This is a genomic window from Caballeronia sp. INML3B (assembly GCF_023631305.1).
In the GTDB taxonomy this organism is placed as follows: Bacteria; Pseudomonadota; Gammaproteobacteria; order Burkholderiales; family Burkholderiaceae; genus Caballeronia; species Caballeronia turbans.
Genome location: NZ_JALQDI010000021.1, coordinates 34,884 through 58,494, shown reverse-complemented (window position 1 = coordinate 58,494; position 23,611 = coordinate 34,884). Strand labels below are relative to the sequence as shown.

The 23,611-nt window shown below is 63.7% G+C and carries 20 protein-coding genes, 1 tRNA gene and 1 riboswitch; of the genes, 6 read left to right on the top strand and 15 right to left on the bottom strand.

The window, feature by feature from the left end; all coding sequences use genetic code 11:
* Nucleotides 1-173 precede the first annotated feature (173 nt).
* The 3 genes from purB to NCS58_RS12145 form a co-directional block, all read right to left on the bottom strand.
* Entirely contained in the window at nt 174-1,562 is a 1,389-nt protein-coding gene (gene purB / locus NCS58_RS12155) for an adenylosuccinate lyase (protein WP_250538514.1), read from the bottom strand.
* Between the two features lie 84 nt (nt 1,563-1,646).
* On the bottom strand, nt 1,647-2,348 hold the full coding sequence (gene murU, locus NCS58_RS12150) for an N-acetylmuramate alpha-1-phosphate uridylyltransferase MurU (RefSeq protein ID WP_250538513.1): 702 nt from the start codon (nt 2,346-2,348) through the stop codon (nt 1,647-1,649).
* Between the two features lie 7 nt (nt 2,349-2,355).
* Nucleotides 2,356-3,381 carry an aminoglycoside phosphotransferase family protein gene (locus NCS58_RS12145; protein ID WP_250538512.1) on the bottom strand — a complete coding sequence of 342 codons (1,026 nt, stop codon included), beginning with the start codon at nt 3,379-3,381 and terminating at the stop codon, nt 2,356-2,358.
* Nucleotides 3,382-3,609: 228 nt separating this feature from the next.
* Here NCS58_RS12145 and NCS58_RS12140 point away from each other — a divergent pair, with 228 nt between their 5' ends.
* The 4 genes from NCS58_RS12140 (at nt 3,610) to rsmA (ending at nt 9,338) form a co-directional block, all read left to right on the top strand.
* On the top strand, nt 3,610-6,000 hold the full coding sequence (locus NCS58_RS12140; protein ID WP_250538511.1) for an LPS-assembly protein LptD: 2,391 nt from the start codon (nt 3,610-3,612) through the stop codon (nt 5,998-6,000).
* A 139-nt stretch (nt 6,001-6,139) separates the two neighbouring features.
* Complete coding sequence (locus NCS58_RS12135) at nt 6,140-7,483, top strand: peptidylprolyl isomerase (protein WP_250490306.1); 1,344 nt, start codon at nt 6,140-6,142, stop codon at nt 7,481-7,483.
* Nucleotides 7,484-7,487: 4 nt separating this feature from the next.
* Nucleotides 7,488-8,480, top strand: a complete 993-nt coding sequence (gene pdxA, locus NCS58_RS12130; protein WP_250477071.1) for a 4-hydroxythreonine-4-phosphate dehydrogenase PdxA — start codon at nt 7,488-7,490, stop codon at nt 8,478-8,480.
* A 33-nt stretch (nt 8,481-8,513) separates the two neighbouring features.
* On the top strand, nt 8,514-9,338 hold the full coding sequence (rsmA, locus tag NCS58_RS12125; RefSeq protein WP_250538510.1) for a 16S rRNA (adenine(1518)-N(6)/adenine(1519)-N(6))-dimethyltransferase RsmA: 825 nt from the start codon (nt 8,514-8,516) through the stop codon (nt 9,336-9,338).
* Here rsmA and NCS58_RS12120 read toward each other — a convergent pair.
* Nucleotides 9,320-9,574, bottom strand: coding sequence for a hypothetical protein (locus NCS58_RS12120; RefSeq protein ID WP_250477069.1), 255 nt, complete (start codon nt 9,572-9,574; stop codon nt 9,320-9,322). The genes rsmA and NCS58_RS12120 overlap by 19 nt on opposite strands.
* Nucleotides 9,575-9,745: 171 nt before the next feature.
* On the opposite strand from NCS58_RS12120, the gene NCS58_RS12115 reads away from it, so the two are divergent.
* Entirely contained in the window at nt 9,746-11,002 is a 1,257-nt protein-coding gene (locus NCS58_RS12115; RefSeq protein WP_250538509.1) for a DNA repair exonuclease, read from the top strand.
* A 3-nt stretch (nt 11,003-11,005) separates the two neighbouring features.
* Nucleotides 11,006-14,464, top strand: a complete 3,459-nt coding sequence (locus tag NCS58_RS12110) for a YhaN family protein (RefSeq protein WP_250538508.1) — start codon at nt 11,006-11,008, stop codon at nt 14,462-14,464.
* Here NCS58_RS12110 and NCS58_RS12105 read toward each other — a convergent pair.
* From NCS58_RS12105 to ydfG, 11 genes are all read right to left on the bottom strand, one after another.
* Nucleotides 14,452-15,276: a Sir2 family NAD-dependent protein deacetylase gene (locus NCS58_RS12105; RefSeq protein ID WP_250538507.1), complete on the bottom strand. Its 825-nt coding sequence runs from the start codon at nt 15,274-15,276 to the stop codon at nt 14,452-14,454. The genes NCS58_RS12110 and NCS58_RS12105 overlap by 13 nt on opposite strands.
* Nucleotides 15,273-16,358 carry a YafY family protein gene (locus NCS58_RS12100; protein ID WP_250538506.1) on the bottom strand — a complete coding sequence of 362 codons (1,086 nt, stop codon included), beginning with the start codon at nt 16,356-16,358 and terminating at the stop codon, nt 15,273-15,275. Before NCS58_RS12100 ends, NCS58_RS12105 begins: the two co-directional genes overlap by 4 nt.
* A 135-nt stretch (nt 16,359-16,493) precedes the next feature.
* A tRNA-Lys gene (locus tag NCS58_RS12095) sits at nt 16,494-16,569 on the bottom strand.
* Between the two features lie 144 nt (nt 16,570-16,713).
* Complete coding sequence (gene ybgF / locus NCS58_RS12090) at nt 16,714-17,463, bottom strand: tol-pal system protein YbgF (RefSeq protein WP_250477072.1); 750 nt, start codon at nt 17,461-17,463, stop codon at nt 16,714-16,716.
* Between the two features lie 36 nt (nt 17,464-17,499).
* Nucleotides 17,500-18,006 (bottom strand): peptidoglycan-associated lipoprotein Pal, encoded by a 507-nt coding sequence (pal, locus tag NCS58_RS12085; RefSeq protein ID WP_008342807.1) that lies wholly within the window; start codon nt 18,004-18,006, stop codon nt 17,500-17,502.
* A gap of 55 nt (nt 18,007-18,061) precedes the next feature.
* Nucleotides 18,062-19,354 (bottom strand): Tol-Pal system beta propeller repeat protein TolB, encoded by a 1,293-nt coding sequence (gene tolB, locus NCS58_RS12080; RefSeq protein WP_061121287.1) that lies wholly within the window; start codon nt 19,352-19,354, stop codon nt 18,062-18,064.
* Between the two features lie 118 nt (nt 19,355-19,472).
* The gene (gene tolA / locus NCS58_RS12075) at nt 19,473-20,567 is read right to left on the bottom strand and encodes a cell envelope integrity protein TolA (protein ID WP_061121286.1); all 1,095 of its coding nucleotides are present in this window, start codon (nt 20,565-20,567) and stop codon (nt 19,473-19,475) included.
* Nucleotides 20,564-21,007, bottom strand: coding sequence for a protein TolR (gene tolR / locus NCS58_RS12070; protein WP_061121285.1), 444 nt, complete (start codon nt 21,005-21,007; stop codon nt 20,564-20,566). Before tolR ends, tolA begins: the two co-directional genes overlap by 4 nt.
* 13 nt (nt 21,008-21,020) lie before the next feature.
* On the bottom strand, nt 21,021-21,698 hold the full coding sequence (gene tolQ / locus NCS58_RS12065) for a protein TolQ (RefSeq protein ID WP_061121284.1): 678 nt from the start codon (nt 21,696-21,698) through the stop codon (nt 21,021-21,023).
* 190 nt (nt 21,699-21,888) lie between these two features.
* Nucleotides 21,889-22,326, bottom strand: a complete 438-nt coding sequence (gene ybgC / locus NCS58_RS12060) for a tol-pal system-associated acyl-CoA thioesterase (RefSeq protein ID WP_250477064.1) — start codon at nt 22,324-22,326, stop codon at nt 21,889-21,891.
* Between the two features lie 127 nt (nt 22,327-22,453).
* The gene (gene ydfG, locus NCS58_RS12055; RefSeq protein WP_061121283.1) at nt 22,454-23,200 is read right to left on the bottom strand and encodes a bifunctional NADP-dependent 3-hydroxy acid dehydrogenase/3-hydroxypropionate dehydrogenase YdfG; all 747 of its coding nucleotides are present in this window, start codon (nt 23,198-23,200) and stop codon (nt 22,454-22,456) included.
* Nucleotides 23,201-23,405: 205 nt separating this feature from the next.
* A riboswitch (ZMP/ZTP riboswitch) is annotated at nt 23,406-23,504 on the top strand.
* Nucleotides 23,505-23,611: the final 107 nt, after the last annotated feature.

Below are 23,611 nucleotides of genomic sequence, written 5' to 3'. Positions count from 1 at the left end.
CCACTGCTCCACTACCACCATATTTGCCTGACAGATAGTCTTCGACGACGGCTCGCTTAAATTGCGCGCTGTGCTTGCTCATAAAAAACACCCCAAGTCGTTGGACGGTTGTCCAACTTTTGGGGTGCAGTTCAGTTTCCGGGGCTTTTTTACTTTTGGATCCAGGCCTGGATTCAAGCAATCCGCTTTGCCAACTCCACCGCCTTGCCGATGTACGAACCCGGCGTCATCTCGAGCAGCAGTTTCTTCGCGTCGGCGGGAATCGCCAGACCCGCGATGAACGTCTGCAGCGCCTCGCGCGTGATGCCCTTGCCGCGCGTGAGTTCCTTCAGTTGCTCGTACGGATTTTCGATGCCGTAACGGCGCATCACCGTCTGCACCGGCTCGGCGAGCACTTCCCACGTGTTGTCGAGATCTTCGTTCAGGCGCGCCGCGTTGATTTCCAGCTTGTCGAGGCCGCGGATCAGCGCGTCGTAAGCGAGCAGCGAATAGCCGAACGCGACGCCGATATTGCGCAGCACGGTCGAATCCGTCAGGTCGCGCTGCCAGCGCGAGACCGGCAGTTTGTCGGCGAGATGGCGCAGCGTGGCATTCGCGAGGCCAAGATTACCTTCCGAATTCTCGAAGTCGATCGGATTGACTTTATGCGGCATCGTCGACGAACCGATTTCGCCCGCCTTCGTCTTTTGCTTGAAATAGCCGAGCGAGATGTAGCCCCACACATCGCGATCGAGGTCGAGCAGGATTGTATTAGCGCGTGCCACCGCGTCGAACAACTCGGCCATGTAGTCGTGCGGCTCGATCTGAATCGTGTACGGATTGAACGTGAGCTTCAGCCGATTTTCGACGACATCCTTCGAGAACGCTTCCCAATCGAATTCCGGATACGCCGACAGATGCGCGTTGAAATTGCCGACCGCGCCGTTCATCTTGCCGAGCAGTTCGACCTTCTCGATGCGCTGGATCGCGCGCGAAAGACGCGCCGCAACGTTGGCGATTTCCTTGCCGAGCGTGGTCGGGCTGGCCGGCTGACCGTGCGTGCGTGAGAGCATCGGCTGTTCCGCGTGCGCGTGTGCGAGCTTCACGAGGCGTTCGTACACCGAGCGCAGTGCCGGCAGGATCACGTGTTCGCGTGCGCCGGCAAGCATCAGACCGTGCGACGTGTTGTTGATGTCTTCGGACGTGCATGCGAAGTGGATGAACTCGCTCGCGCGCTCCAGTTCCGGCTGACCCTTGACCGACTCCTTGAGCCAATATTCGACGGCCTTCACGTCGTGATTCGTGACGCGCTCGATGTCCTTGATGCGCGCTGCGTCGTGCGCCGTGAAACGTTCAGCGAGGCTGAGCAGGAATTGCTCGGACGCCTCGGAAAAGCGCGGCACTTCGGTGAAACCGGCGCGCGACAGCGCGATCAGCCAGTGAATCTCGACCGTCACGCGATGCCGCATGAACGCGGCTTCGGAGAGCCATTCGCGCAGGGCTTCTGTCTTGGTGGCATAGCGGCCGTCGAGCGGCGAGAGCGCGGTGAGCGCGAAGAGGGTATCGGGACGGGTATCGGACATGATTGCGGGCGCGGCCGGAACGAAAAGACGGGAGAACCGCGCATTTTACCATCGGATGCGTCCCAATCCCCGACGCGCCTGCGTTCAGTGGGCGCGCAGTTCGTCGTCGAGTGCGCGAAGTTGCGCGGGCGTGCCGACGTTTTCCCAGCGGCCTTCGTAGCGCTCGCCACTCGCGCGCCCGGCCTCGATCGTTTCGCGGTAGTACGGCGTCAGCGCGCGGCGCGTGCCGGGCGCGAGGTCGCGAAACATGCGCGTGTCGTACAGGCCGATGTTGCCGAAGGTGTAACGCGGCTCGCCGTCGAATGCGAGCACGCCATCGCGCAAAGCGAAATCGCCTTTCGGATGAAATGGCGGATTCGGCACCATCACCAGATGCATGCCCGGTTCGTTCATCGAAGCGAGTTGCGAGGCCCGCTGATGCAAGCTCGCATAATCGAAATCGCAGAACACGTCGCCGCTCACCGCGACGAACACGCCGTCCCCGATCAGATGTAGCGCCCGTGCGATGCCGCCCGCCGTCTCCAGCGCTTCGGTTTCGGCCGAATACCGCAGATCGACGCCCCAGCGCGCGCCGCGCCCGAGCGCGGCCTCGATCTGCTCGCCGAGCCATGCATGATTGATCACGATTACCTCGACGCCCGCTGCCGCGAGGCGCTCGATCTGCCACACAATCAAGGGCTTGCCGCCGACCGGAAGCAACGGCTTCGGACACGTATCGGTGAGGGGGCGCATGCGTTCGCCGCGTCCGGCGGCGAAGATCATCGCCGTTTTCAAAGCGTGCGTCATCGTGAACTCAGAAGGTGTAACCGACTTCGGCCGCGCGGCCTTCCAGTGAATCGAGCAGACGCGCGAACGGCCACAACGGCGCGTAGCGCTCCGCGACCTTGCGCGCGTAGCCGATGAAACGCGGCAGATCGGCGAGATAACGCGGCTTGCCGTCGCGATAGTGGATGCGCGCGAACAGGCCGAGCACCTTGATGTGCCGCTGCAGGCCCATCCATTCGAGCTGGCGGTAGAACTCGCCGAAATCGTGATCGACGGGAAGTCCGGCCTTCTTCGCGCGCTCCCAGTAGTACGCGACACAATCCAGCTGAAACGCCTCTTCCCAGCTGATGAACGCATCGCGCATCAACGACGCCATGTCGTACGTGATCGGCCCGTACACCGCGTCCTGAAAGTCCAGCACGCCCGGGTTCGGCTCGCACACCATCAGATTGCGCGGCATGAAATCGCGCAGCATGAAGGTCTGCGGCTGCGCGAGCGCGCTCTGCACGAGCAGCGTGAACGTGTGCTCGAGCGTCTTGCGTTCGTCCGCGGTGACTTCGCGGCCCAGATGTCGGCCGATGAACCATTCAGGCATCAGTTCCATCTCGCGGCGCAGGAACGCCTCGTCGAACGAAGGCAGCACGCCTTCGCGCGCGGTCTGCTGGAAGCGGATCAGCGTGTCGATCGCGGCGCGCATCATCGGCCGCGCGTTTTTTTCGTCGAGAACGGAAATGTAAGTCGTCGTGCCGAGATCGGTCACGAGCATGAAGCCGGCATCGAAATCGGCTTCGAGAATTTTCGGCACATGCACGTTCGCCGCTTCGAGCAGCCCGGCGACCTGCACGAACTCGCGGCATTTTTCGGGCGGCGGCGCATCGACGGCGATGAGCGTCTTGCCATGCTCCGAATCGCTCTCCAGCCGGAAATATCGGCGAAAGCTGGCGTCGGCGGAGGCGGGAGCGAGACTCGTGATGTTCAGCCGGTACGGTCCGGCGAAACGTTCAAGCCACGAGCGAAGCTGATTCAGGCGGGCGTCGGAGGGAATGTGCGTCATAAATTCGAGGGGCCAAACATCTTGCCATATAATACCCCACGACTTTTTTAAGCGATCCGTTTCACGCCTGGCGCCAGGCCCCCGACGACTGTGAGCGTCACCGTTCGATCGAGTGTCGTCCCTGCTTTGCAACGGACCGTCAAGTTCGGGACTGCGGAAAGGGCGCGGCCGCCTGCCCGGCGGCATCGGGCGCGTGGGACGCGAACGGGATCGAACCGCCACCCATACATGCCGCCACGACAGTTTCCCGTATCGAAAATCCAAGGCGACGCTCAGCCACGCAGGCGGCGGCTCGTCGTCGCGCTTCTGTCCGTTCCAGGCCTGATGCCGGCTCTTGCACATGCCCAGCTCGTGGGCGACGCCGCGTATCCTCAGCCGCTCGACGGCCCCGGCAGTCTGCGTCTCGCACCGCAACTCGAAGAGCGCCCGCTGCAGAGCGGCCAGCAGCCTTCGACGTTCCTGCTGAGCGACAAGGCGACCGGCACCACCGACGAAGACATGGCGGCGAAGGGCTCGGCGGAGATCCGGCGCACGGTGACGGTCATCAAGGGCGACGCGCTGCATTACGATCAGGATACGGACATGGCCGATGCTTTCGGCAATGTCAGGCTGATCAACAACGGCGTGTCGTTCGTCGGCCCGGAAGCGCATCTGAAGGTCGAGGCCAACGAAGGGTTCATGACGAACCCGAAATATCACTTCAACCTGACGAGCGGCTCGGGCAGCGCCGAGCGCGTCGACATGATCGACGACGAGCGCGCGCGCATCGATCACGGCACCTATACCGCCTGTCAGTGCGAATCCGATCCGGCCTGGTACATCAAGGGTACATCGTTCGATTTCGACACCGGCGCCGAAGAGGGCATTGCACACAACGGCGTGCTGTTCTTCCAGGGCGTGCCGGTTTTCGGAAGCCCGTGGCTGTCGTTTCCGCTCACGGGCGACCGTCGCAGCGGCCTGTTGCCGCCGACCTTCTCGCTCAGCTCGACGACCGGCTTCGAAGCGACGATCCCGTACTATTTCAATATCGCGCCGAATCGCGATCTGACCGTCACGCCGCGCATCATGACGAAGCGCGGCGTGCTGGGCGAAGCGACCTACCGCTACCTGTCGCCGACCTACTCGGGCTCGTTTACCGGCGACTATCTGCCGAACGACCGGGTGACGCACACGAACCGCTACGCGATCTTCTGGCAGCACCGCCAGAACTTCGGCAACGGCTTCGGCGGCTACGTCAATTACAACAAGGTTTCGGACGATCAATATCCGGAAGACCTGGGCAACGCGTCGAATCAGTTCCTGAACGGCACGCAGCTCCTGTATCAGCAGGAAGCGGGGCTCACGTATAACAACGGCCCGTGGTCCGTCCTCGCGCGCGAACAGCGCTGGCAGACGCTGCAGCCGTCGGTTCCGCCCTATGCGCGCGAGCCGCAGGTGAACGTTCAGTACAACAAGTACAACGTCGGCGGCTTCGACTACGGCGCGGAACTGGACGCGACGCGCTTCACGATCACGACCGATGGCGCCACCGACGGCAACCGCCTGTACTTCAACCCGTACCTGAGTTACGGGATCAATGCGCCGGGCTATTTCGTCACGCCGAAGGTGCAATGGCACTTCGCGTCGTACGATCTGAGCCACATCGCGACGACCCAGGTTGCGGGCTCGTCGCCGCCGGTGGCGGGGCAGCCCAAGAATTTCACCGAGTCGATTCCGACCCTCAGCTTCGATACGGGGCTCGTGTTCGACCGCTCGGTGCGGCTCTTCGGCCAGGATTACATCCAGACGCTGGAACCGCGGCTCTACTACGTCTACACGCCGTATCACAATCAGGACTTCGCGCCGATTTTCGATACCGCCGAAGCCGACTTCGGCCTGGCCGAGATCTACACGCCGAACACCTTCGTCGGCAACGACCGCATCGCGGATGCGAACCGCATTACGGCCGGCCTGACGACGCGCTTCATCAATCCGGCGACGGGCGACGAGCGCGCGCGTTTCGTCATCGCGCAACAGTACTATTTCCAGAGCCAGCGCGTCACCATCACGCCGGGCCAGTTGCCCGACCAGGCGAAGCACTCGGACCTGATCGCGGGCGCCGCCATCAAGCTGGGCGCTGGTTTCGCCTCGGAAACGGCGTTCCAATATAATGTGGACAACAACCAGCTCGTGCGCTCGAGCATCGGTTTTGCGTTCAGTCCGGCGGAGCGCAGGGTAATCAACATCGGCTACCGCTACACGCGTTCGAACCAGACCACGCTGGTGAACGAGCCGATCAACCAGATCCTGTTGTCGGCTGAGTGGCCGCTCACGAATCGCCTCTACGCCGTCGGCCGCGTAAATTACGATCTCGCGAGCCATCGTCTCGTCGACGGGCTTCTGGGCTTCCAGTACGATGCCGACTGCTGGGCGTTCGGCTTCGGCATGCAGCGCTATGCCAACGGCGTGAACACGCAGGGCCAGCCTTCGTCGGGTACGCGCGTGCTCGCGCAATTGACGTTCAAGGGTCTGTCGAACGTCGACAACGGCCTCGTGAGCGCGTTCCGCGCGAGCGTTCAGGGTTATCAGCCGCCGCCGCCGGCGGCACCGCCGCTCTCCCGGTACAGCGATTACGAGTAAGGCAGGAACGGGCGTCCGCGCGCGGCATCCGGCGACGGCAGTGAAGAGCGGCGCCAAGGGCCGCGCAGAGCAGCATGTACAAGCAGGACACGAACGGGTGAAGCCTGTATTTGATGGAGTATCTGTGGCAAACGTGAATATGTTTCGATCGATGGCAATTGCAGCGGGCGTGCTGACTGGCGCGCTGATCCTGAGTTCGCCGGCCGGTGCGCAGGCGTTGTCGAATCGCAATACGCAGGTCGCCGATTCCGTCGTCGCGGTGGTGAACGACGGCGTCATCACCCGGCGCGAGCTGGAAGAGCGCACGGCGCTCATCGCCAAGCGTCTTCAGCAGCAGAACGCGCCGGTGCCGCCCGCGGACCAGATGCAGCGGCAAGTGCTCGATCAGATGGTGCTCGAGCGCATTCAGCTTCAGAAGGCGAAGGAAGACGGCATCGTCATCGACGACGCCACCGTCAACCGCACGCTCGCGCGTCTCGCGCAGCAAAATCAGATGACGCTCGACGTGTACCGCGCCCGCATCGAAGCGCAGGGCGTGCCCTGGTCCACCTTCACGCGCGACGCGCGCACGGAGTTGACGCTCTCGAAGCTGCGTGAGAAGGAAGTCGATAGCAAAATCACCGTGTCCGACGGCGAAGTGGCGAACTACATCGCCAGTCAGCGCGGTCCGGGCGCGCGCAATACGAGTGATCTGCGCCTTCAGCACATCATGTTCAAGCTGCCCTCGGATGCGCCTGACAGCGAAGTCGCGAAGGTCCAGGCTCAGGCCGACGCCGTGCTCAAGCAGGCGCAAGGCGGCGAGGATTTCGCCAAACTCGCCAAGCAGAATTCGCAGGACACCGACGCCAGCAAGGGCGGCGATCTCGGTTTCCGTACGCCCGGCACGTTGCCGGCGGGTATCGTGAACGCGGTTTCGACGTTGCGTCCGGGCCAGGTCGTCCCCACGCTTTTGCGCACCGACGGCGGCTTCGAAATCATCAAGCTGGTGGATCGCCGCGCGAGCCAAGGCACCGCCGCCGATGCGCCCAAGCTCGTGCAGACGCACGTGCGCCACATCCTGCTGCGCGTGTCGGACGGCATGTCCGAACAAGCCGCGCGCCAGAAGCTGCTCGACATCAAGCAGCAAGTCGCGTCGGGCGGCGATTTCGCCAACTTCGCGCGTACGTATTCGCAGGACGGCTCGGCGTCGCAAGGCGGCGATCTCGGCTGGATCAGCCCGGGCGAGACGGTGCCCGAGTTCGAGCGGGCGATGAACAATCTCCAGGACGGCGCGGTCAGCGATCCGGTGCGCAGCGAGTACGGCTATCACCTGATTCAGGTGCTCGGTCGCCGCGAAGCGGAAGGATCGGCGTCGCAGCAGCTCGACATCGCGCGTCAGGCGATCGGCCAACGCAAAGCCGAGCAGGCGTACTCCGACTGGCTGCGCGAACTGCGCGACACCGCGTACGTGCAATACAAGGGCATCGCTGCCCAGCAGCAGTAACAGCATGAGCACCGCCGACGCCCGACCGCTCGCCATCGCCATTACGACTGGCGAGCCGGCGGGCGTCGGCCCGGAACTGACGGCGGCGGCACTCAGGCAGGCGCGCGAGCGCTGGCCGTCGGCGCACTTCACGGTGCTCGGCGACCGTGCGCTGCTCGAAGCGCGCGCCGGCGCGGGCTGGCAAGCGTCGCACGGCGCGGTCGAGATCGAGCATCACGCGCTCGCCGTGCCCGCCGAACCGGGCAAACTGAATGCGGCGAACGGGCGCTATGTGCTGGGTCTGCTCGATGCCGCCATCGACGGCGCTGTTTCCGGCCGGTTCGATGCCATCGTCACCGCGCCGCTGCAAAAGAGCACCATCAACGATGCCGGCGTTCCCTTCACCGGCCATACCGAATACCTCGCCGAGCGCACGAACACGCCGCGCGTCGTGATGATGCTGGCGGGGTCGAGCGAGCGTCCGTTGCGCGTCGCGCTCGCGACCACGCATTTGCCGCTGAAGGATGTGTCCGCGGCGCTGACCATCGATGGCCTCGTCGAGACGCTCACGATCATCGATCACGATCTGCGCGCGCATTTCGGTTTGTCCGCGCCGCGCATTCTCGTCACCGGTCTCAATCCGCACGCGGGCGAGAACGGTTATCTGGGCCGCGAGGAAATCGACGTCATCACGCCTGCGCTCGAACGCGCGCGCACGCTCGGCATCGACGCGCCCGGACCGTATCCCGCCGACACGCTGTTCCAGCCGCGCTATCTGCAAGGCGCCGATTGCGTGCTCGCGATGTTCCACGATCAAGGCTTGCCGGTGCTGAAGTACGCGACGTTCGGCGAGGGCATCAACGTAACGCTCGGCTTGCCGATCATCCGCACGTCGGTGGATCACGGCACCGCGCTCGATCTCGCGGGCACCGGCCGCGCCGATCCGGGCAGCATGATCGCCGCGATCGACGCCGCCGTCACGATGGCGCGTCACAAGCGTCACACGCGCGCGGCGTGATCCGGCGCCGCGCGCCGCTTCCTTCAAACGAGTATGTCGACCAAACATCAAGGCCATTTCGCGCGCAAGCGCTTCGGGCAAAACTTCCTAGTCGATCAGGGCGTGATCGATTCTATCGTCGATGTGATCGCGCCGAAACGCGGCGAGCGCATGGTGGAGATCGGGCCGGGCCTCGCGGCGCTCACCGAGCCGCTGATCGCGCGGCTCGCCACGCCCGAGTCGCCGCTGCATGCGGTCGAACTGGATCGCGATCTGATCGGCCGTCTGGAAAAGCGTTTCGGCGACAGGCTCGTCGTGCATTCCGCCGATGCGCTCGATTTCGATTTCGCGTCGCTCGCGCTCGAAGGCGAGGACAACGAAAAGCCGACGCTGCGCATCGTCGGCAATCTGCCGTACAACATTTCCAGTCCGCTGCTGTTTCACCTGACGACGTTTGCGCACAAGGTGATCGACCAGCACTTCATGTTGCAGGACGAAGTGGTGGACCGCATGATCGCCGAGCCCGCGAGCAAGGATTACGGGCGTCTCTCGGTGATGCTGCAATACCGCTACGTGATGGACAAGCTTCTCGACGTGCCGCCCCAGTCGTTCAATCCGCCGCCGAAGGTGAATTCCGCGATCGTGCGCATGATTCCTTTCGCACCGCACGAGTTGCCCGAGGTCGACGAAACCGTATTGAGCGACGTCGTGAAGGCCGCGTTCGCGCAACGCCGCAAGGTGCTGCGAAACAACTTGGGCGCGTATCGCGACACGATCGATTTCGACGCCCTCGGCTTCGATCTCACGCGCCGCGCCGAAGAAGTGCCGGTGGCGGAATTCGTCGCGCTGGCGCAGGCGGTTCAGCGCGCGAAGGTCTGAACGCAGCCGCCATCCGTCAGCAATTTCATCAGCCGTTCAAGTCGCGCGCGCTGTTCGCGTTGCAAGCCGCGCGTCGCGCTCACCTGTTGCACGCGCGTGCGCCAGTAGGTCTGGCCGAACAGCGAATTCGCACCTTCCGCCGACAGCACGCGCTCCAGATGCCCGATCGCGGCATCGACATTCCTGAGCGTGTAAGGGCTCGTGATCGTGGCGTGCCGCTCGAGTGTTTCGTTCATCGTTATCCTCGTGTCGCGTTGAATCCGAGCGGCCGATTCTGCGAGCGGGAAGGGACATTCGGCGTCCCGAACACGCAACGTCGATCGGGACGCTATGTGTCCGGATCGGCTGCTACGATCGTCGTCCCCATCGGTGCGGGACAGAAAAGACATCCTTCAAGGGAAGACAGCATGCGCTTTATTCACGCGGCGGACATCCATCTCGACAGCCCGTTGCACGGCCTTTCCGCCTACGCGGACGCACCCGCGGACATGCTGCGCAACGCCACGCGCGAGGCCTTCTCGAAGCTCGTGTCGGCGGCGATCGACGAACAGGTCGATTTCATGGTGATCGCAGGCGATCTCTACGACGGCACCTGGCGCGATCACAACACGGGCATCTTCTTTTGCCGCGAAATGGGCCGGCTGCGTCGCGCGGGCATTCAGGTCTACGTGCTCTTCGGCAATCACGACGCCGAGAGCGAGATGACGAGTCAACTCCGATTGCCCGACAACGTCCACACGTTCTCGACGAGAAAGCCGCAGACGTTTCGCATCGACGATCTGAAGGTCGCGTTGCACGGTCACAGCTTCAAGGAAAAGGCGGTCACGACGAATCTCGTCACCGCGTATCCGTCGCCTGTCGCGGGGTATTTCAATATCGGCGTGCTGCATACGGCGCTCGAGGGCGGCTCGATGCATGCGAGCTACGCGCCGTGCTCCGTCGCCGAATTGCACGCGAAGGAATATCACTACTGGGCGCTCGGTCACGTGCACGATTACGCGATGTGGCAGGACGCATCGACCATCGTTTTTCCGGGCAATCTGCAAGGGCGCAATATCCGCGAGACGGGCAGGCGCGGCGCGGTGATCGTCACGGTGTCGGATACGGAGGAGGTGAGCGTCGAGCGGCTTTTCATCGACGTGCTGCGTTGGGAATCCGTGACGGTGGACGTATCGCAGGCAAGCACGCTCGATGAAGTCGCGCTGGCTGTCGGGCGTGAGCTCGAAGCGCTCGTCGAGTCTTCCGTGTCGTCGGTGCCGCACGCGGTGCGCGTGACGATCACCGGCGCGACACAGGCGCACGGCGAGCTGTTCGGACTGGCGACGCAACTGCGCGTGGAAGTGCTCGCGCAGATCGCGGCGATCAGCCACGACCGGCTGTGGCTCGAAAAAGTGAAGATCGCGACCGAGCCGCTCGCGCGCAGCGAACCGGCAACCGGCCGCACCGATGCGCTCGCCGATCTTCACGGCCTTCTGATCGAAGCCGAATCGGACCCTGAGTTTTTGAGCATGCTGAGGGAACGGCTCATCGCGCTGGCCGCGCAAGCGCCGAGCGAATTGCATAAGTCGGTGCCCGAACTTGAGCAAGTGCGCAACGGCGAACTCGCGAGGCTCGTCGGCGAAGTGCGCTCGGGGCTGATCGCGCAGTTGTCGGACGCGGAGTAAGCCATGCGCATCGGCAAGCTCGAACTCATCCGCTACGGCAAGTTCACCGATCACGCCGTCGAGTTTCCGGCGGTGGAACTTGATTTCCACTTCGTCGTCGGTCCGAATGAGGCCGGCAAATCGACCATCAAGAACGCCATTTCCGAGCTGCTCTTCGGCATGCCGCACAGCTCGCCGCTCGCGTTCGTGCATCCGCAAAGCGATCTGCGGCTCGGTGCGTCGATCGAAACGAGCGGCGAGACGTTCGCGTTTCATCGCACGAAGAGCCGCAAGTCGTCGCTGAATGCGCCGAACGGCGACGCGCTGCCCGCCGACGCTTTGGCAGCGTTTCTCGGCGCGGCCGACAAGGGCTTCTTCGAGCAGATGTACTGTCTGAATCACGAGGCGCTTCGGCGCGGTGGCGACGCCATTCTCGATGCATCGAGCGATGTCGGGCAGGTTCTGTTTCAGTCTGCGGCGGGTATCGCAAGCCTGGGCGACGTGCGCCAGCGTCTCGCGGAAGAAGCCGACGGCCTGTGGGCGAAGCGCAAGTCAGGCTGTGCGTACAACATCCACCGTAAGCAATACGACGAAGCCACCGACGAACTGAAACTGGCCAGCGTGCGCACCGCGAAGTGGACGCGCGCGCATGGCGCCGTTGAAGAAACGGAAGAAAGGCGCCGCGAGCAGGACGCGCGCCGCGCGGAACTCGAAGCACAGCGCGGCAAGCTCGAACGGGTGAGGCGCGTTGCACCGTATATGAACGTGTGGCGCGAGAAGGCAGCGGAATTGCGCGAACTGGGCGATGTCGTCGATCTGCCCGCGAACGCCGAAGCGACGTTGCAAAGCGCGCTGAAGCGGCACGCGGCCGCGCAGAGCGCGCTCGACGTATACGCGAAAAAAGCCGAACAGTTGCAGGCGGATCTGGGCGCGGTCCATATCGATCATGCGCTTCTCGCCGCGCAGGGGCGCATTCGTGCCCTCGACGCCACGGGACAGCGCTGCGCGAATCACGCGAGCGAAATCGCGCGGCTCGAACAGGAAGTCGCGATGCGCCTGAAGCAAGTCGCACGGGACGGCACGCAACTCGGGTGGCCGCAAGACGAGGCGGGCACGCGCCGCGCAATGCCGGGCGCGCTCGCGCTGCAAACGGTCACGAGTCTGATGCTGGAGCGCGGCGAACTCGAACTCGCCGCGCGCAACGCTGAACAGTCAGCCGACGAATGCGCGGCGCAGATCGATACGCTGAAATCGAAGCTGGCGGCGATCGCGGCCGGCGATGTGTCGCCGGGTCTGCGTGCCGCGTTGCGCGCGGCGCAGAAATATCGCGACAAGAGCGCGGCGATGAAGCGCCTCGAAGACGCGAAGCGCGACGCGAAGCAACTGCTCGACGCGAACATGGCGTCGCTCGGCCGATGGTCACGCTCCATCGACGAATTGAAGGCGCTGTCGCTCCCGACAGCCGAGCGCCTCGCCGCACTGCGCGCGGAACGGCAGGATCTGGTCGCGCGGCTGACGCTCGCGGCCGATCGCGCGAAGGAAGGGCAGGACACGCTCCACGTCACCCGCACCGAGCTCGACGATCTGGTCGAAACACACGATGTCGTGACGGGCGATCAGGTGCGCGAAGCACGCGCGTCGCGCGATGCGGCGTGGCATGCGATCAAGTCCGGCGACTTGGCGCTCGATGACGCCGCATCCGGCTTCGAAACTGCGATGCATTCTGCGGATGGCTTGGCCGATCGTCAGCTCGGCTCTGTCGGTTACGCGACGCAGCTTGCGGCATTGAAGCGCCGTGTCGCGAGCGAAGAATCGACGCTCGCGCGGCGCGAACAGAGCGCGCGCGAAGCCGAATCGGCGCTGACGACATTCGACGACGCGTGGCGCGCGCTCGCCGCGCATTCGCATATCGCGGACATGTCGCTCGACGAAGCGCCGTCATGGATCGCATCGCGCGACAAGGCGCTGGCGGCGGCGCAGGCGCTCGATGCGCGCACCGAAGAACTCGCGCGCGAATCCGCCGATTCCGACGCGCGGCGCGACGAACTCGCGCGACATCTCGCGGAAGCGGGCGCACAGACCGACGCGCGCGCCGATCTCGACATGTTATGCGACGTGGCGGAGACGCACATCGGCGCGATCGACGAGGCGGCGATGAAGCGGCGTCATCTCTCGACGCAACTCGACGAAACGCACGCCGAGCGCATCGCGCGGCAAGGCGCTGCGAAAGCGGCTCGCGAAGCATTCGAGCGCTGGCAACGCGAGTGGTCGGAGGCGATCGCGAAAGCGGGTTTCGCGAATGTGGCGGATTCGCAGGCGGCGGCCGAAGCGGCCATCGAGATCGTGAAGAGGATCGGCGAGCAGTTGACGCAGATCGAAACCATCCGCAGCGGACAGATCGACGCCAAGCGCGCCGAACTCGCCGCACTCGACGCCGAGGCATCGCAACTCGCGCGCGAACTCGACGAATCGCTCGCAACATTCGATGCGAACGCGATCGCGACGGAGCTGTCGGCACGCCTCGATCGCGCGTCTGCCGCACACGCCGAACTGAAGCGCTTGAAGAAGGAGCATGCGTCGGCGAGCGAACAGGTGAGCCACGCCCGCGCCGACGTGGAAGCAGCGAAGGCCATGCTGCGTCCGCTCTACGATCTCGCCGGCGTCGATACGCCCGACGTGCTCCAGGCGTTGATCGTTCAGTCGCAGAAAAAGCGCGAGCTGATCGCCGATGTGGACGACGCGCGCGCCGCGCTCATCAAGGGCGGCGATGGCCTGTCGCCCGACGAGCTCGTCGCGGAAGTGGAGGGCGCGGACATGCCGAACGTGCAGGCGGAGCTGTCGCGTATCGGCGCGGCGCTCACCGAGTCCGTGAAAATCGCGACCGACACCGCAACCGCGCTCGATGCCGCACGCCGGGAACTCGACGCCATTGCAGGCGAAGCGAATGCGGCGCGCGCCGAAGCGAAGCGCCAGGAAGCGCTCGCCGCGATGGCCGATGCCGCCGAACGCTTCGTGAAGGTCGAGACGGCTTCGACGCTGCTCAAGTGGGCGATCGACCGCTATCGCGAGCGCCGTCAGGGCCCGATGCTCTCACGCGCGAGCACGATCTTCTCCGAGCTCACGCTTGGAACGTTCTCGCGGCTCGTCGTCGACTACGATCGACAGCCGATGGCGCTGTCCGCGATCCGCGCGAGCGGCGAACATGTCGACATCGCCGGGATGAGCGAAGGCACGCGCGATCAGCTCTATCTCGCGCTGCGGCTCGCGGCGCTGGAAGAACATGGCGAGAAGGCGTCGGCGTTGCCGTTCGTCGCCGACGATCTCTTCATCAATTTCGACGATGGCCGCGCGCGTGCCGGCCTGCGCGTGCTCGCGCAGATCGCCAAACGCACGCAGGTGATCTTCCTGAGCCATCACGACCATCTGGTCGATATCGTGCGCGACGTGTTCGGGCCGCAGGTCAACGTGCGTTATATGGGCTGAAGCATGCGGTCGAGCCGCATCAGCGTCTCGCGCGCGCCGCCGGCGATGCCTACGCCCAAGCCCGGCGCAATCGCGTGCTCGCGTGGATTGATGCGGATCACGCGCGGTCCGTTGCGCTCGCTGAAGCGCCGGACCGTCGGCAGCGCGCGCCCCGCGCCAAGCTCGACGACCACGAAGCTCGTCACGCCGTGAAGCCAGGCGGCCAGCCTTTGCTCCTGTTGCGCGGTGTGCGTGCCGATCCAGTTCCAGTCGCCGAACATGAGGATGTTCGGACGCGCGAGCGCGCCGCAATGCCGGCAGCGCGGCATGTCGTTGACGAGCTCGCAGCGCGCCTCGTCGACGATCGGATCGAAGCCCTCGGCGGACCAGATGTCGTTCGTGCAAGCGTCAATGCATTGCAGCGAATCGATCGCGCCGTGACACTCGGCCACGCGCTCGGGCGCGAAGCCCGCGCGCTGGAACTGGCCATCGACATTGCTCGTAAAGACGAACGCGCCGTGCGGCATGCGCGCGGCCCAGCGCTTCAGCACATGGAAGCCGTCATGCGGCGCGGTCGCGCGATACAGCGCGAGTCGGTGCCCATAAAAGCCCCACGCGAGCCGCGGATGCCGCACGAAGCCTTCGGGATTTGCCATCTCCTCGAACGAAAAGCCGTGATGCCGCAACGCCGGGTACGCGCGCCAGAAGCCTTCCGGACCGCGAAAATCCGGCAGCCCGGAGTCGACGCCCATGCCCGCGCCCGCGGTGATCAGCAGGCCATCGGCATGACGAATCCATTCACTTGCCTGCTCGAAGTGCGCGGCGTCGTTCATTGCGGGTCTGCCTGAACATAGCGGCTCGCGAGCTTGCGATAGTCTTCCGCGAATTCATCGCGCAGACCTTGCGGCGCGAGAATCTCGACGCCCGCGCCCAGCGCGCGTAGCCACCAGCGCAGCTTGAGACTCGGCGTCACGGTGCCCGTGACTTTCATGCGGCCATCGGGAAGGGTGTCGATTTGCTGATCCTTCGACATCGGCGATTCGCGTAACTGATTACCCGCGTTGCCTTCGAAGGCGAGTTCGAGCAGCGCCGGCGGCTCGGGCAGGAAGTCGAACACCTGCTGCGTCTCGATGTATTTGCGCAGCTTGAAGTCTTCGGGGTACGTGAAGGATTCGCCGGACTCCGCCACCGAGCGGATGCGATCGAGCCGGTAGAGCGCGCGCGTCCATTCCGTTTCGCCTTTCTCCGGACGCGGCGCGCGATTCGGGTCTTGCGCGACCATGTACATCACGCCGGCCGATTCGACGAGCGCAAGCGGCCAGAGTGTCTTCGTCTTCGGATCGTTGCCTTGTTCGGGCTGTTGCTCCGCCTTGTACGCCGGGCGATATTGCACGAGCAGTTCCCGCTCGAAGAACGTAGCGGTCGCGACAGTCTGAAAGATCTCCGGACGCAGCTTCGGGCGAATCAGCGTGAAGGCGCCATCGACGGAATCGATCTTGTCCGCCCACGCGCGATAAATGCGGCTGTCCGCCTTTTCCTGCGACAGCCGCGATTCGGCAGCCTTGAAGAGCGGATCGATGTCGCGCGTCACGGCGTTCGGCAGCTTGTTGCCCGCGAAGCGCTGAAGGATGTGAAACGCCACCGCTTCCGACGCGCTCATCAGCCCGCTGACGCCTTCCTGCAACCCGTGCAGCCACGGCTTGCGCTGCCAGAGCAGTTCGCGGCCGTTGAGCATCGACACGACACGCGCATCGGCTTCCAGCGCGGTCAGATGGCGCTGCACCTTCTTCGTGTACCCGACGCGATGGCCGCGCTCTTCGAGACGCCTGCGGATTTCGGGCGTCGAGAGCCAGGCGGTTGCGTCCCGTTCGGTGGGCAGCACGCGGAGAATGGCTTCATCGAGGCTGGAGGTCATGGCGCTGGAACGTGGCGGGAATGACTCCGATTATAGGAAGGGTTGAGACAATTTGTGTCTCGATGACCGTAGAGACGAATCGGGCGTGCAAAGCAAAAAGCCCAGTCGCAATGACTGGGCTTCTTACCTGATACTTGGTAGGCCGTACGGGATTCGAACCTGTGACCAACGGATTAAAAGTCCGCTGCTCTACCAGCTGAGCTAACGACCCGAAAGAGGCAAAATTATAATCTCAAATTCGGAGAACCGTCAACCAGGTTCATCGAAGAAGAGCCTGATTCTCGAAAGAAAAACGCCCGCGGCTTCGTTGCGCGCGGGCATTCTCCTCGAGAGGCGCGAAACGATGACGCTTCGCTTACTTCACCTGCGACATCTTGCTTTGCGCGGTCTGCGCGACTTCCGTACCGGCGTACTGCGAGATGATCTGCTGAAGCGTCTGCTTGGCAGCCGCCTTCTGACCTTGCTCGATCTGGTTGTTCGCGATTGCGAGCAATGCCTCGGGCGCTCGCGGATGCGTCGGGTAGCTCTTCACCAGATCCTGCCAGATCGCCGTCGATCCCTTGTAGTCGCGCTGAGCGTAGAGCGCATTGCCGAGCCAGTAACGGGCAGTGGGCTGATACGGGCTCTGCGGATACTTCACCACGAATGCCTTGAAGGACGCCGCGGCATTCTTGTAGTCACCGTTACGGAATTGAGTCGACGCTGCGTTGAACGCTTCCGTCTCGCCAGGCTGCACAGAACCGGTCATGCCGTCGATCGTCTCCTGCTGCGGCTCGAACTTCTTCAAGCGCGTGTCGAGATCGGCGTAATAGTCCTTCTGCTGCTTCTGCAGGGTTCCGACCTGGTTGGCCAGATCCTCGTTCTGGCCGCGAAGCGTCGCGACCTGCTGATTGAGCTGGTCGATACGGTTCGATTGATCGAGGATCGTGCGCTGTGCCGCCTGCAACTGACTGGACAGGCTGTCAGTTTTCGTGCGCAGGTCGAGCACGGCTTTACGCGCTTCGTTGTCGTCGAAGACGCCGGCGTGCGCGGGCACGCTCAGCATCGTCGAACCGAGTACGCACGCGGCTGCGGCCATGCGCAGCAAGGGAAAGCGATACAACATAGGGCGACTCACCCGTGACTGGTTACGTTAAGTTGATTACTGCTGGTACACGAGGTCCGCACGGCGGTTCTGTGCCCACGACGATTCGTCGTGACCCGTCGCCGTCGGCTTTTCCTTGCCGAGGCTCACGGCTTCCATCTGCGAATCGGCGACGCCCATCAGCGACATTGCGCGACGCACGGCTTCCGCACGCTTCTGGCCGAGCGCCAGGTTGTACTCGCTCGTGCCACGCTCGTCGGTGTTGCCCTGGATCAGGACGTGACGCTCCGGATGGCTCTTCAGGTACGACGAGTGTTGTTGCAGCAGCGGCTGATAGTCGTCCTTCACGGCATAGCTGTCGAAGTCGAAATAGATGCTGCGCTTCGCGAGCGGGCTGTTCGGGTCGTTCAGCGGGTCGATGTTGACCTGCTTTACGTCCGTCGGGTTCGGCTGCGTGCCGACTGCACCTTTGTTCTGGCCTTCATCGAGCTTCACGCCCGAGTGACACGCCGCCAATGCGCCGACCATCGCAACTGCCAGGCCGATACGAAGTTTCGACATCATGGTACCTCTCCTTGTGTTGTAGCTGAACGTTGTTTGTGAAACGTTATTGCTGGACTTATTGCATGAACGGACCCCAGGACGGCTCGCGCACCACACCGCCCTGTACGGACAAGACTTGCCGCGTACGACCGTCGGTCGAAACGGCTGCCAACACGCCACGTCCGTTCACTTGGGTGGCGTAGAGGATGTACTGACCATTCGCCGCGAAGCTCGGCGATTCGTCATGCGTCGTGTCGGTCAGCCCCGTCGCCGTGCCGGACGCGAGGTCCTGCAGATACAGCTTGAAGCCGCCGCCAGTGCGCGAAATGTACGCAAGTTGCTTGCCGTCCGGACTCACGCGCGGGCTCGTGTTGTACGCGCCTGCAAACGTGACCCGCTGGGCCGCGCCGGCGCTTTCACCCGCCGCCGGCATCTTGTAGATCTGCGGTTGGCCGCCGCGATCGCTCGTGAAATAAATCGAGTTGCCATCAGGAGAGTAGTACGGCTCGGTGTCGATGGAACTGCCTTGTGTCAGACGGCGCAGGCCGGAGCCGTCTGCGTTGACTTCGAAAATCTGCGTGTTGCCGGTGCGCGAGAGCGCGACCGCGAGCTTGCGGCCATCGGGCGACCACGCCGGGGCACTGTTGTTGCCCTTCTGATTCGACACGACCACGCGACGTCCCGTCGGCAGGTCGTGGATGTACACCACCGGCTTCTTCTTTTCGAACGACACGTATGCCACCTTCGTGCCGTCCGGCGACCACGCCGGCGAGATGATCGGCTCCGGGCTGGAAAGCGCGATCTTCGCGTCCTGTCCGTCCGAATCCGAAATCTGCAATTGATAACGGCCGCCCGTCTGAATCACATAGGACAGACGCGTCGCGAACACGCCGCGGCCGCCGAGCAGCTTCGCATAGATGTAGTCCGCGATCTTGTGCGCGCTCATGCGCAGGCCGCTTTCGGCGCTGACGAGCGACAGGCCGCCCAGATTCTGCTGCTTGACGGTGTCGTAGAGACGGAAGCGCACTTCGTACTGGCCGTTCGGCAGCTTGTTCACGCTGCCCGACACGAACGCATCTGCGCCTTTTGCCTTCCAGGCGCCGAGATCGACCGAATCGGTCTCCGACACCGGCGTGCCGCCCGCGTCGATATTCGTGAACTTGCCGCTTCTCTGCAGATCCTGGCGAATGATCGCGCTGACCTGCTGCGGCGAACTCGCTTCATTGGCGAAATTGGCTGTCGCGATCGGAAACTGGGTCGAACCGACGCCGGTCACGAGTACGTTCAACTGGGCGTGTGCGGCGGTGCCGGCTGCGATCAGGCAGGATGCGACCAGCGTTTTCAGGCCAAGCTTCGTCATCAAACTCATGCTGTATAGGTTCCAGATAAAAGCGTTTTCAAGTGTCCGCGGACTGCAGAACAGACCCGCGCTCGCACAATTCGTTCCCACCCAAAGCGGCTCTCATGTCGATCGCGCGAGCACTGGATCAGCCTCCGGCCGGGCGCAGCGTGATCGTGAATGAGCCGGGCGCCTTGCCGTCGATATCGACGGGCATGGGGTCGGAATTCTGTACTGCACGCAACGCCGCCGCGTCCCATTGCTCGTTGCCGCTCGAACGGGTGATGGATGCGGATAGCAGTGTGCCCGTCGGTGAGCAGCGGACTGAAACAACCGTTTCAAGCCCGGCGGTTTCGCCGCCCCAATGGATGTTCGGCCGCACGCGGCGCTGCACCTTCTCGGCGTATCCCGGCGAGGTTGCATTGCCGCCCGCGCCCTTGCCCGTGCCGCTCTTGGCGAGCCCTTCGCCGCTGCCCGCCGTACCGCCGCCCAACTGACCTTGCAGTTGCGAGAGGCGAGCCTTGCGCTCGGCGTCGAGCTTGGCCTTCGATTCCGCATCGGCCTTGGCTTTCGCCTGCGCCGCCGCCTTCGCTTTCGCGTCGGCTTCAGCCTTGGCCTTCGCTTGGGCATCGGCCTTCGCCTTGGCTTCCTGCTGCTGTTCCTTCTGCTCCTTGAGCTGTTCCTGCTTCTGCGCTTCGGCCTGCTGTTGCTGGCGCTGCTTGTCCTGCTGCGCCTTCTGTTGCTGCTTTTGCAGTTCGGCCTGACGCTGCTGCTCGATCTGCTTCTGTTTGTCCTGCATCGCCTTCTGGGCGGCGGCTTGCGCAGCGAGTTGCTGCTGACGCTTTTCTTCCGCTTCCTGACGCGCCTGCTCCTGTTGACGGCGCTGCTCCGCGAGCTGCGCCTCACGCGCGGCCGCTTCCTGCTGCTTGCGCTTCTTCTCCTGCAACGCGATGTCCGCGTCCTCGTCCTTCGCGGGCGGCGGCGCGGGCTGCACCTTCACTGGCGCAGGCGGTGGCGGGGCGGGGCGGGGCGTCGGTGTGGACGTATCCGGAATCTCTGTCCAGATCTCCGCTTCCGAGCCCGCGGGCGTGTTGTTCTGCCAGTTGATGCCGTGGTACAGCAGCCAGCCGAGCAGCAGGTGCATCAACGCCGCGAGCGCGAACGCCTTGCCCGTGCCACGCTCGCGCGGCGGGCGAATCGGTCGCGCGGACGATGCGCGTGTCTGCCTGTGCAAAAGGGTCATTGCGATTTGACGAGCAATCCGACGCGCTTCACGCCGCGCGCCTTCATATCGGACATCACGTTCATCACGACTTCATACTTCACGGTCTTGTCCGCCGCGATCACGACGGGCTGATCCGGATGCGACTCCTGACGATTGAGCACGAAGGTATTCAGCTCTTCCTTCGTCATCTTCTGCTCCTGCGTCGCGCCGCCGTCTTCCTTGTACCGGACGTTCATGCTGCCGTCCGCCTTGATGTTGATGACGAGCGGCGGCTGCTGCTCCTGCGGTTGCGCGTTGCCGACGGTCGGCAAATTGATGATGGACGGCGAAACGAGCGGCGCCGTCACCATGAAGATGACGAGCAGCACGAGCATCACGTCGATATACGGCACGACGTTGATGTCGGACATTGCGCGGCGCGAACTGCCGCGCATGCTGGAACGAATGGGGCCTGCCATCGCGACTCCTTGCTTAGTGCGCCTGACGCTGCAGGATGTTGGAGAACTCTTCGATGAAGGTCTCGAAACGGATCGCCAGGCGATCGATATCGTGCGCGTAACGGTTGTATGCGACCACGGCCGGGATCGCGGCGAAGAGGCCGATCGCGGTTGCGACGAGCGCCTCGGCGATGCCCGGCGCCACGTTCGCGAGCGTCGCCTGCTGCACGTTGGCGAGTCCGCGGAAGGAGTTCATGATGCCCCAGACGGTGCCGAAGAGACCGATATACGGACTCACCGAGCCGACCGAAGCGAGAAACGCGAGATTCGCCTCGAGCACGTCCATTTCGCGCTGGAAGGCGGCGCGCATCGCGCGGCGGGAACCGTCGAGGATCGCGCCGGGGTCGGTGATGCGGCGCTCCTTGCCCTTCAGAAATTCGCGCATGCCGGATTCAAAGATACGCTCGAGCGCGCCGATGGTGTGACGGTTGTTCGCCGCGCTCTGATAGAGCGCCTGCAGGTCGCCGCCCGACCAGAAATCGCGCTCGAAACGCTCGGTTTGCGCGCGCGCGCGCCGAATGGCAAACCACTTGCGGAAAATGAAGGTCCACGACAGCAGCGAGAGGAGCAGCAGCAGCGCCATCACGGCCTGCGCGAGCAGGCTCGCGTGAATGACGAGAGAAATGATCGACAGGTCTTGTGTATTGTTCATAAAGGTCCGCTGTTACGTCCCGAAAGGGACGTCCGGTCAAAGCGTCATGCTTTCGTGAAAAGGATGTGAATCAAACGAAAGCCGCGCCGTGGCAGGCTCGTGGTCGTTAGTGCTTCCTCTGTTCCCGATGCCCTTGGTTCGCTTCGGGATGCGATGAGTTCATCGTTCAGGCTCGATCCGGGTTCGCGCCTCATGACGCGGTGACGAGCGTGGCGTGCGGGCCGCGTTTCAATCCGTCGAGTACGGCATCGGGAATCGCGGCTGGACGAACCGACGCGCGATTCACCGACGCTATACGAATGTCGCCGCTCGCGAGCAGAACGCCATCGCGCCACGCTTCCTGATGAAAATCCACCGACGCACGGCCGAGCCGCTCGATGCGGCTCACGACGCGAATGACGTCATCCAGACGCGCCGGCGACGAATAATCGACAGACGTGCGTCTCACGACGAACACAATGCCGTTCGAATCCGCGAGGCGCTGCTGGTCAATGCCGCACGCGCGCAGCCATTCGGTGCGCGCCCGCTCGAAGAACTTCAGGTAGTTCGCGTAGAAAACGATGCCGCCGGCGTCGGTGTCCTCGTAATACACCCGAACCGGCCATTCGAAAGTCAACGGATCACTCACCTTTGCGCCGCTCCGCTCGCGCGGAGGCGCTCGAGCACGCTCCGGCTTGCTTTTTGACAAATATTCATCGGCGGCATTTTACCGGAACCGGAAGCACGACTGCCAAATCCTTAGGCAAATCCCCGAATCAGCCGCGGTGAATTTGCAACGGTGCGAAGGTTTGGGCGATCGGCATCATCTCGATCGCGTTGATATTGACGTGCGCCGGGCGCGTCGCGATCCAGTAGATCGCATCGGCGATGTCCTCGGGTGTGAGCGCCTGCACGTCCTTGTAGACGGTCGCGGCCTTGCTGTCGTCGCCCTTGAAGCGCACGTTGGAAAATTCAGTGCCGCCGACCAGCCCCGGTTCGATGTCGGTCACGCGCAGCGCCGTGCCGGCGACGTCCGAACGGAGATTCAGGCTGAACTGCCGCACGAACGCCTTCGACGCGCCATACACATTGCCGCCGATGTACGGATACGTGCCCGCCACCGATCCGATATTGAACACATGGCCGCGATTCCTCTCGATCATGCCCGGGAGGATCGCGTGCGTGACGGTCACGAGGCCTGTGCAGTTCGTGTCGATCATGTTCTTCCAGTCGTCGAGATTCGCGCGTTGCGCGGGCTCGAGACCGAGCGCGAGACCGGCGTTATTCACGAGCACATCGATCTGGGCGAACGTTTCCGGCAGCGACGCGACGGCGTTGCGCACCGCGGTTTCGTCGCGCACGTCGAGCTCGACCGGCAGGAGCGCGTCGCCGAGCTCGTTCGACAGCGCGACGAGCCGCTCCTTGCGGCGCGCGGCGGCGATCACGCGATGGCCGCCTTTCACGAAAGTGCGCGCAATGGCGGCGCCAAATCCGGCAGACGCGCCGGTGACAAAAACGATCATGAGCGGGCTCCGAACGGGATGAGATGGATAAAGCCGAAACGCGCCGGGAGCGCGTCCGTCGACGGCGCAAAGGGTACTTCCATTGATGCGGCGCGGCAAGCAACTACGCACGCGAACGATCGTGCTTTAAACAGGTCGATTCGTGCCGGGAAATGGTCGGGAAGCCGGTTGCCTAAAGCATGCCCGCCCATTACACTACAACGCTCAAACCCCGCGTGACTGGCGATAGAATCTTCGGATTCAAGGTGGAGCGACCCACCAGGAAGCGCGGAGCGTCGTTTTGCCGTTCGCCTGGGCAGCTGAGATCCGCACGCCGTCGCTGCGTTGCCGGTGGCTGTCCGTTCCGCGAAACCGGATTCATCCTCTATCCGTCGCGCCTGGACTCCATCGGTTTCCAGCGCCTTTTGCGTC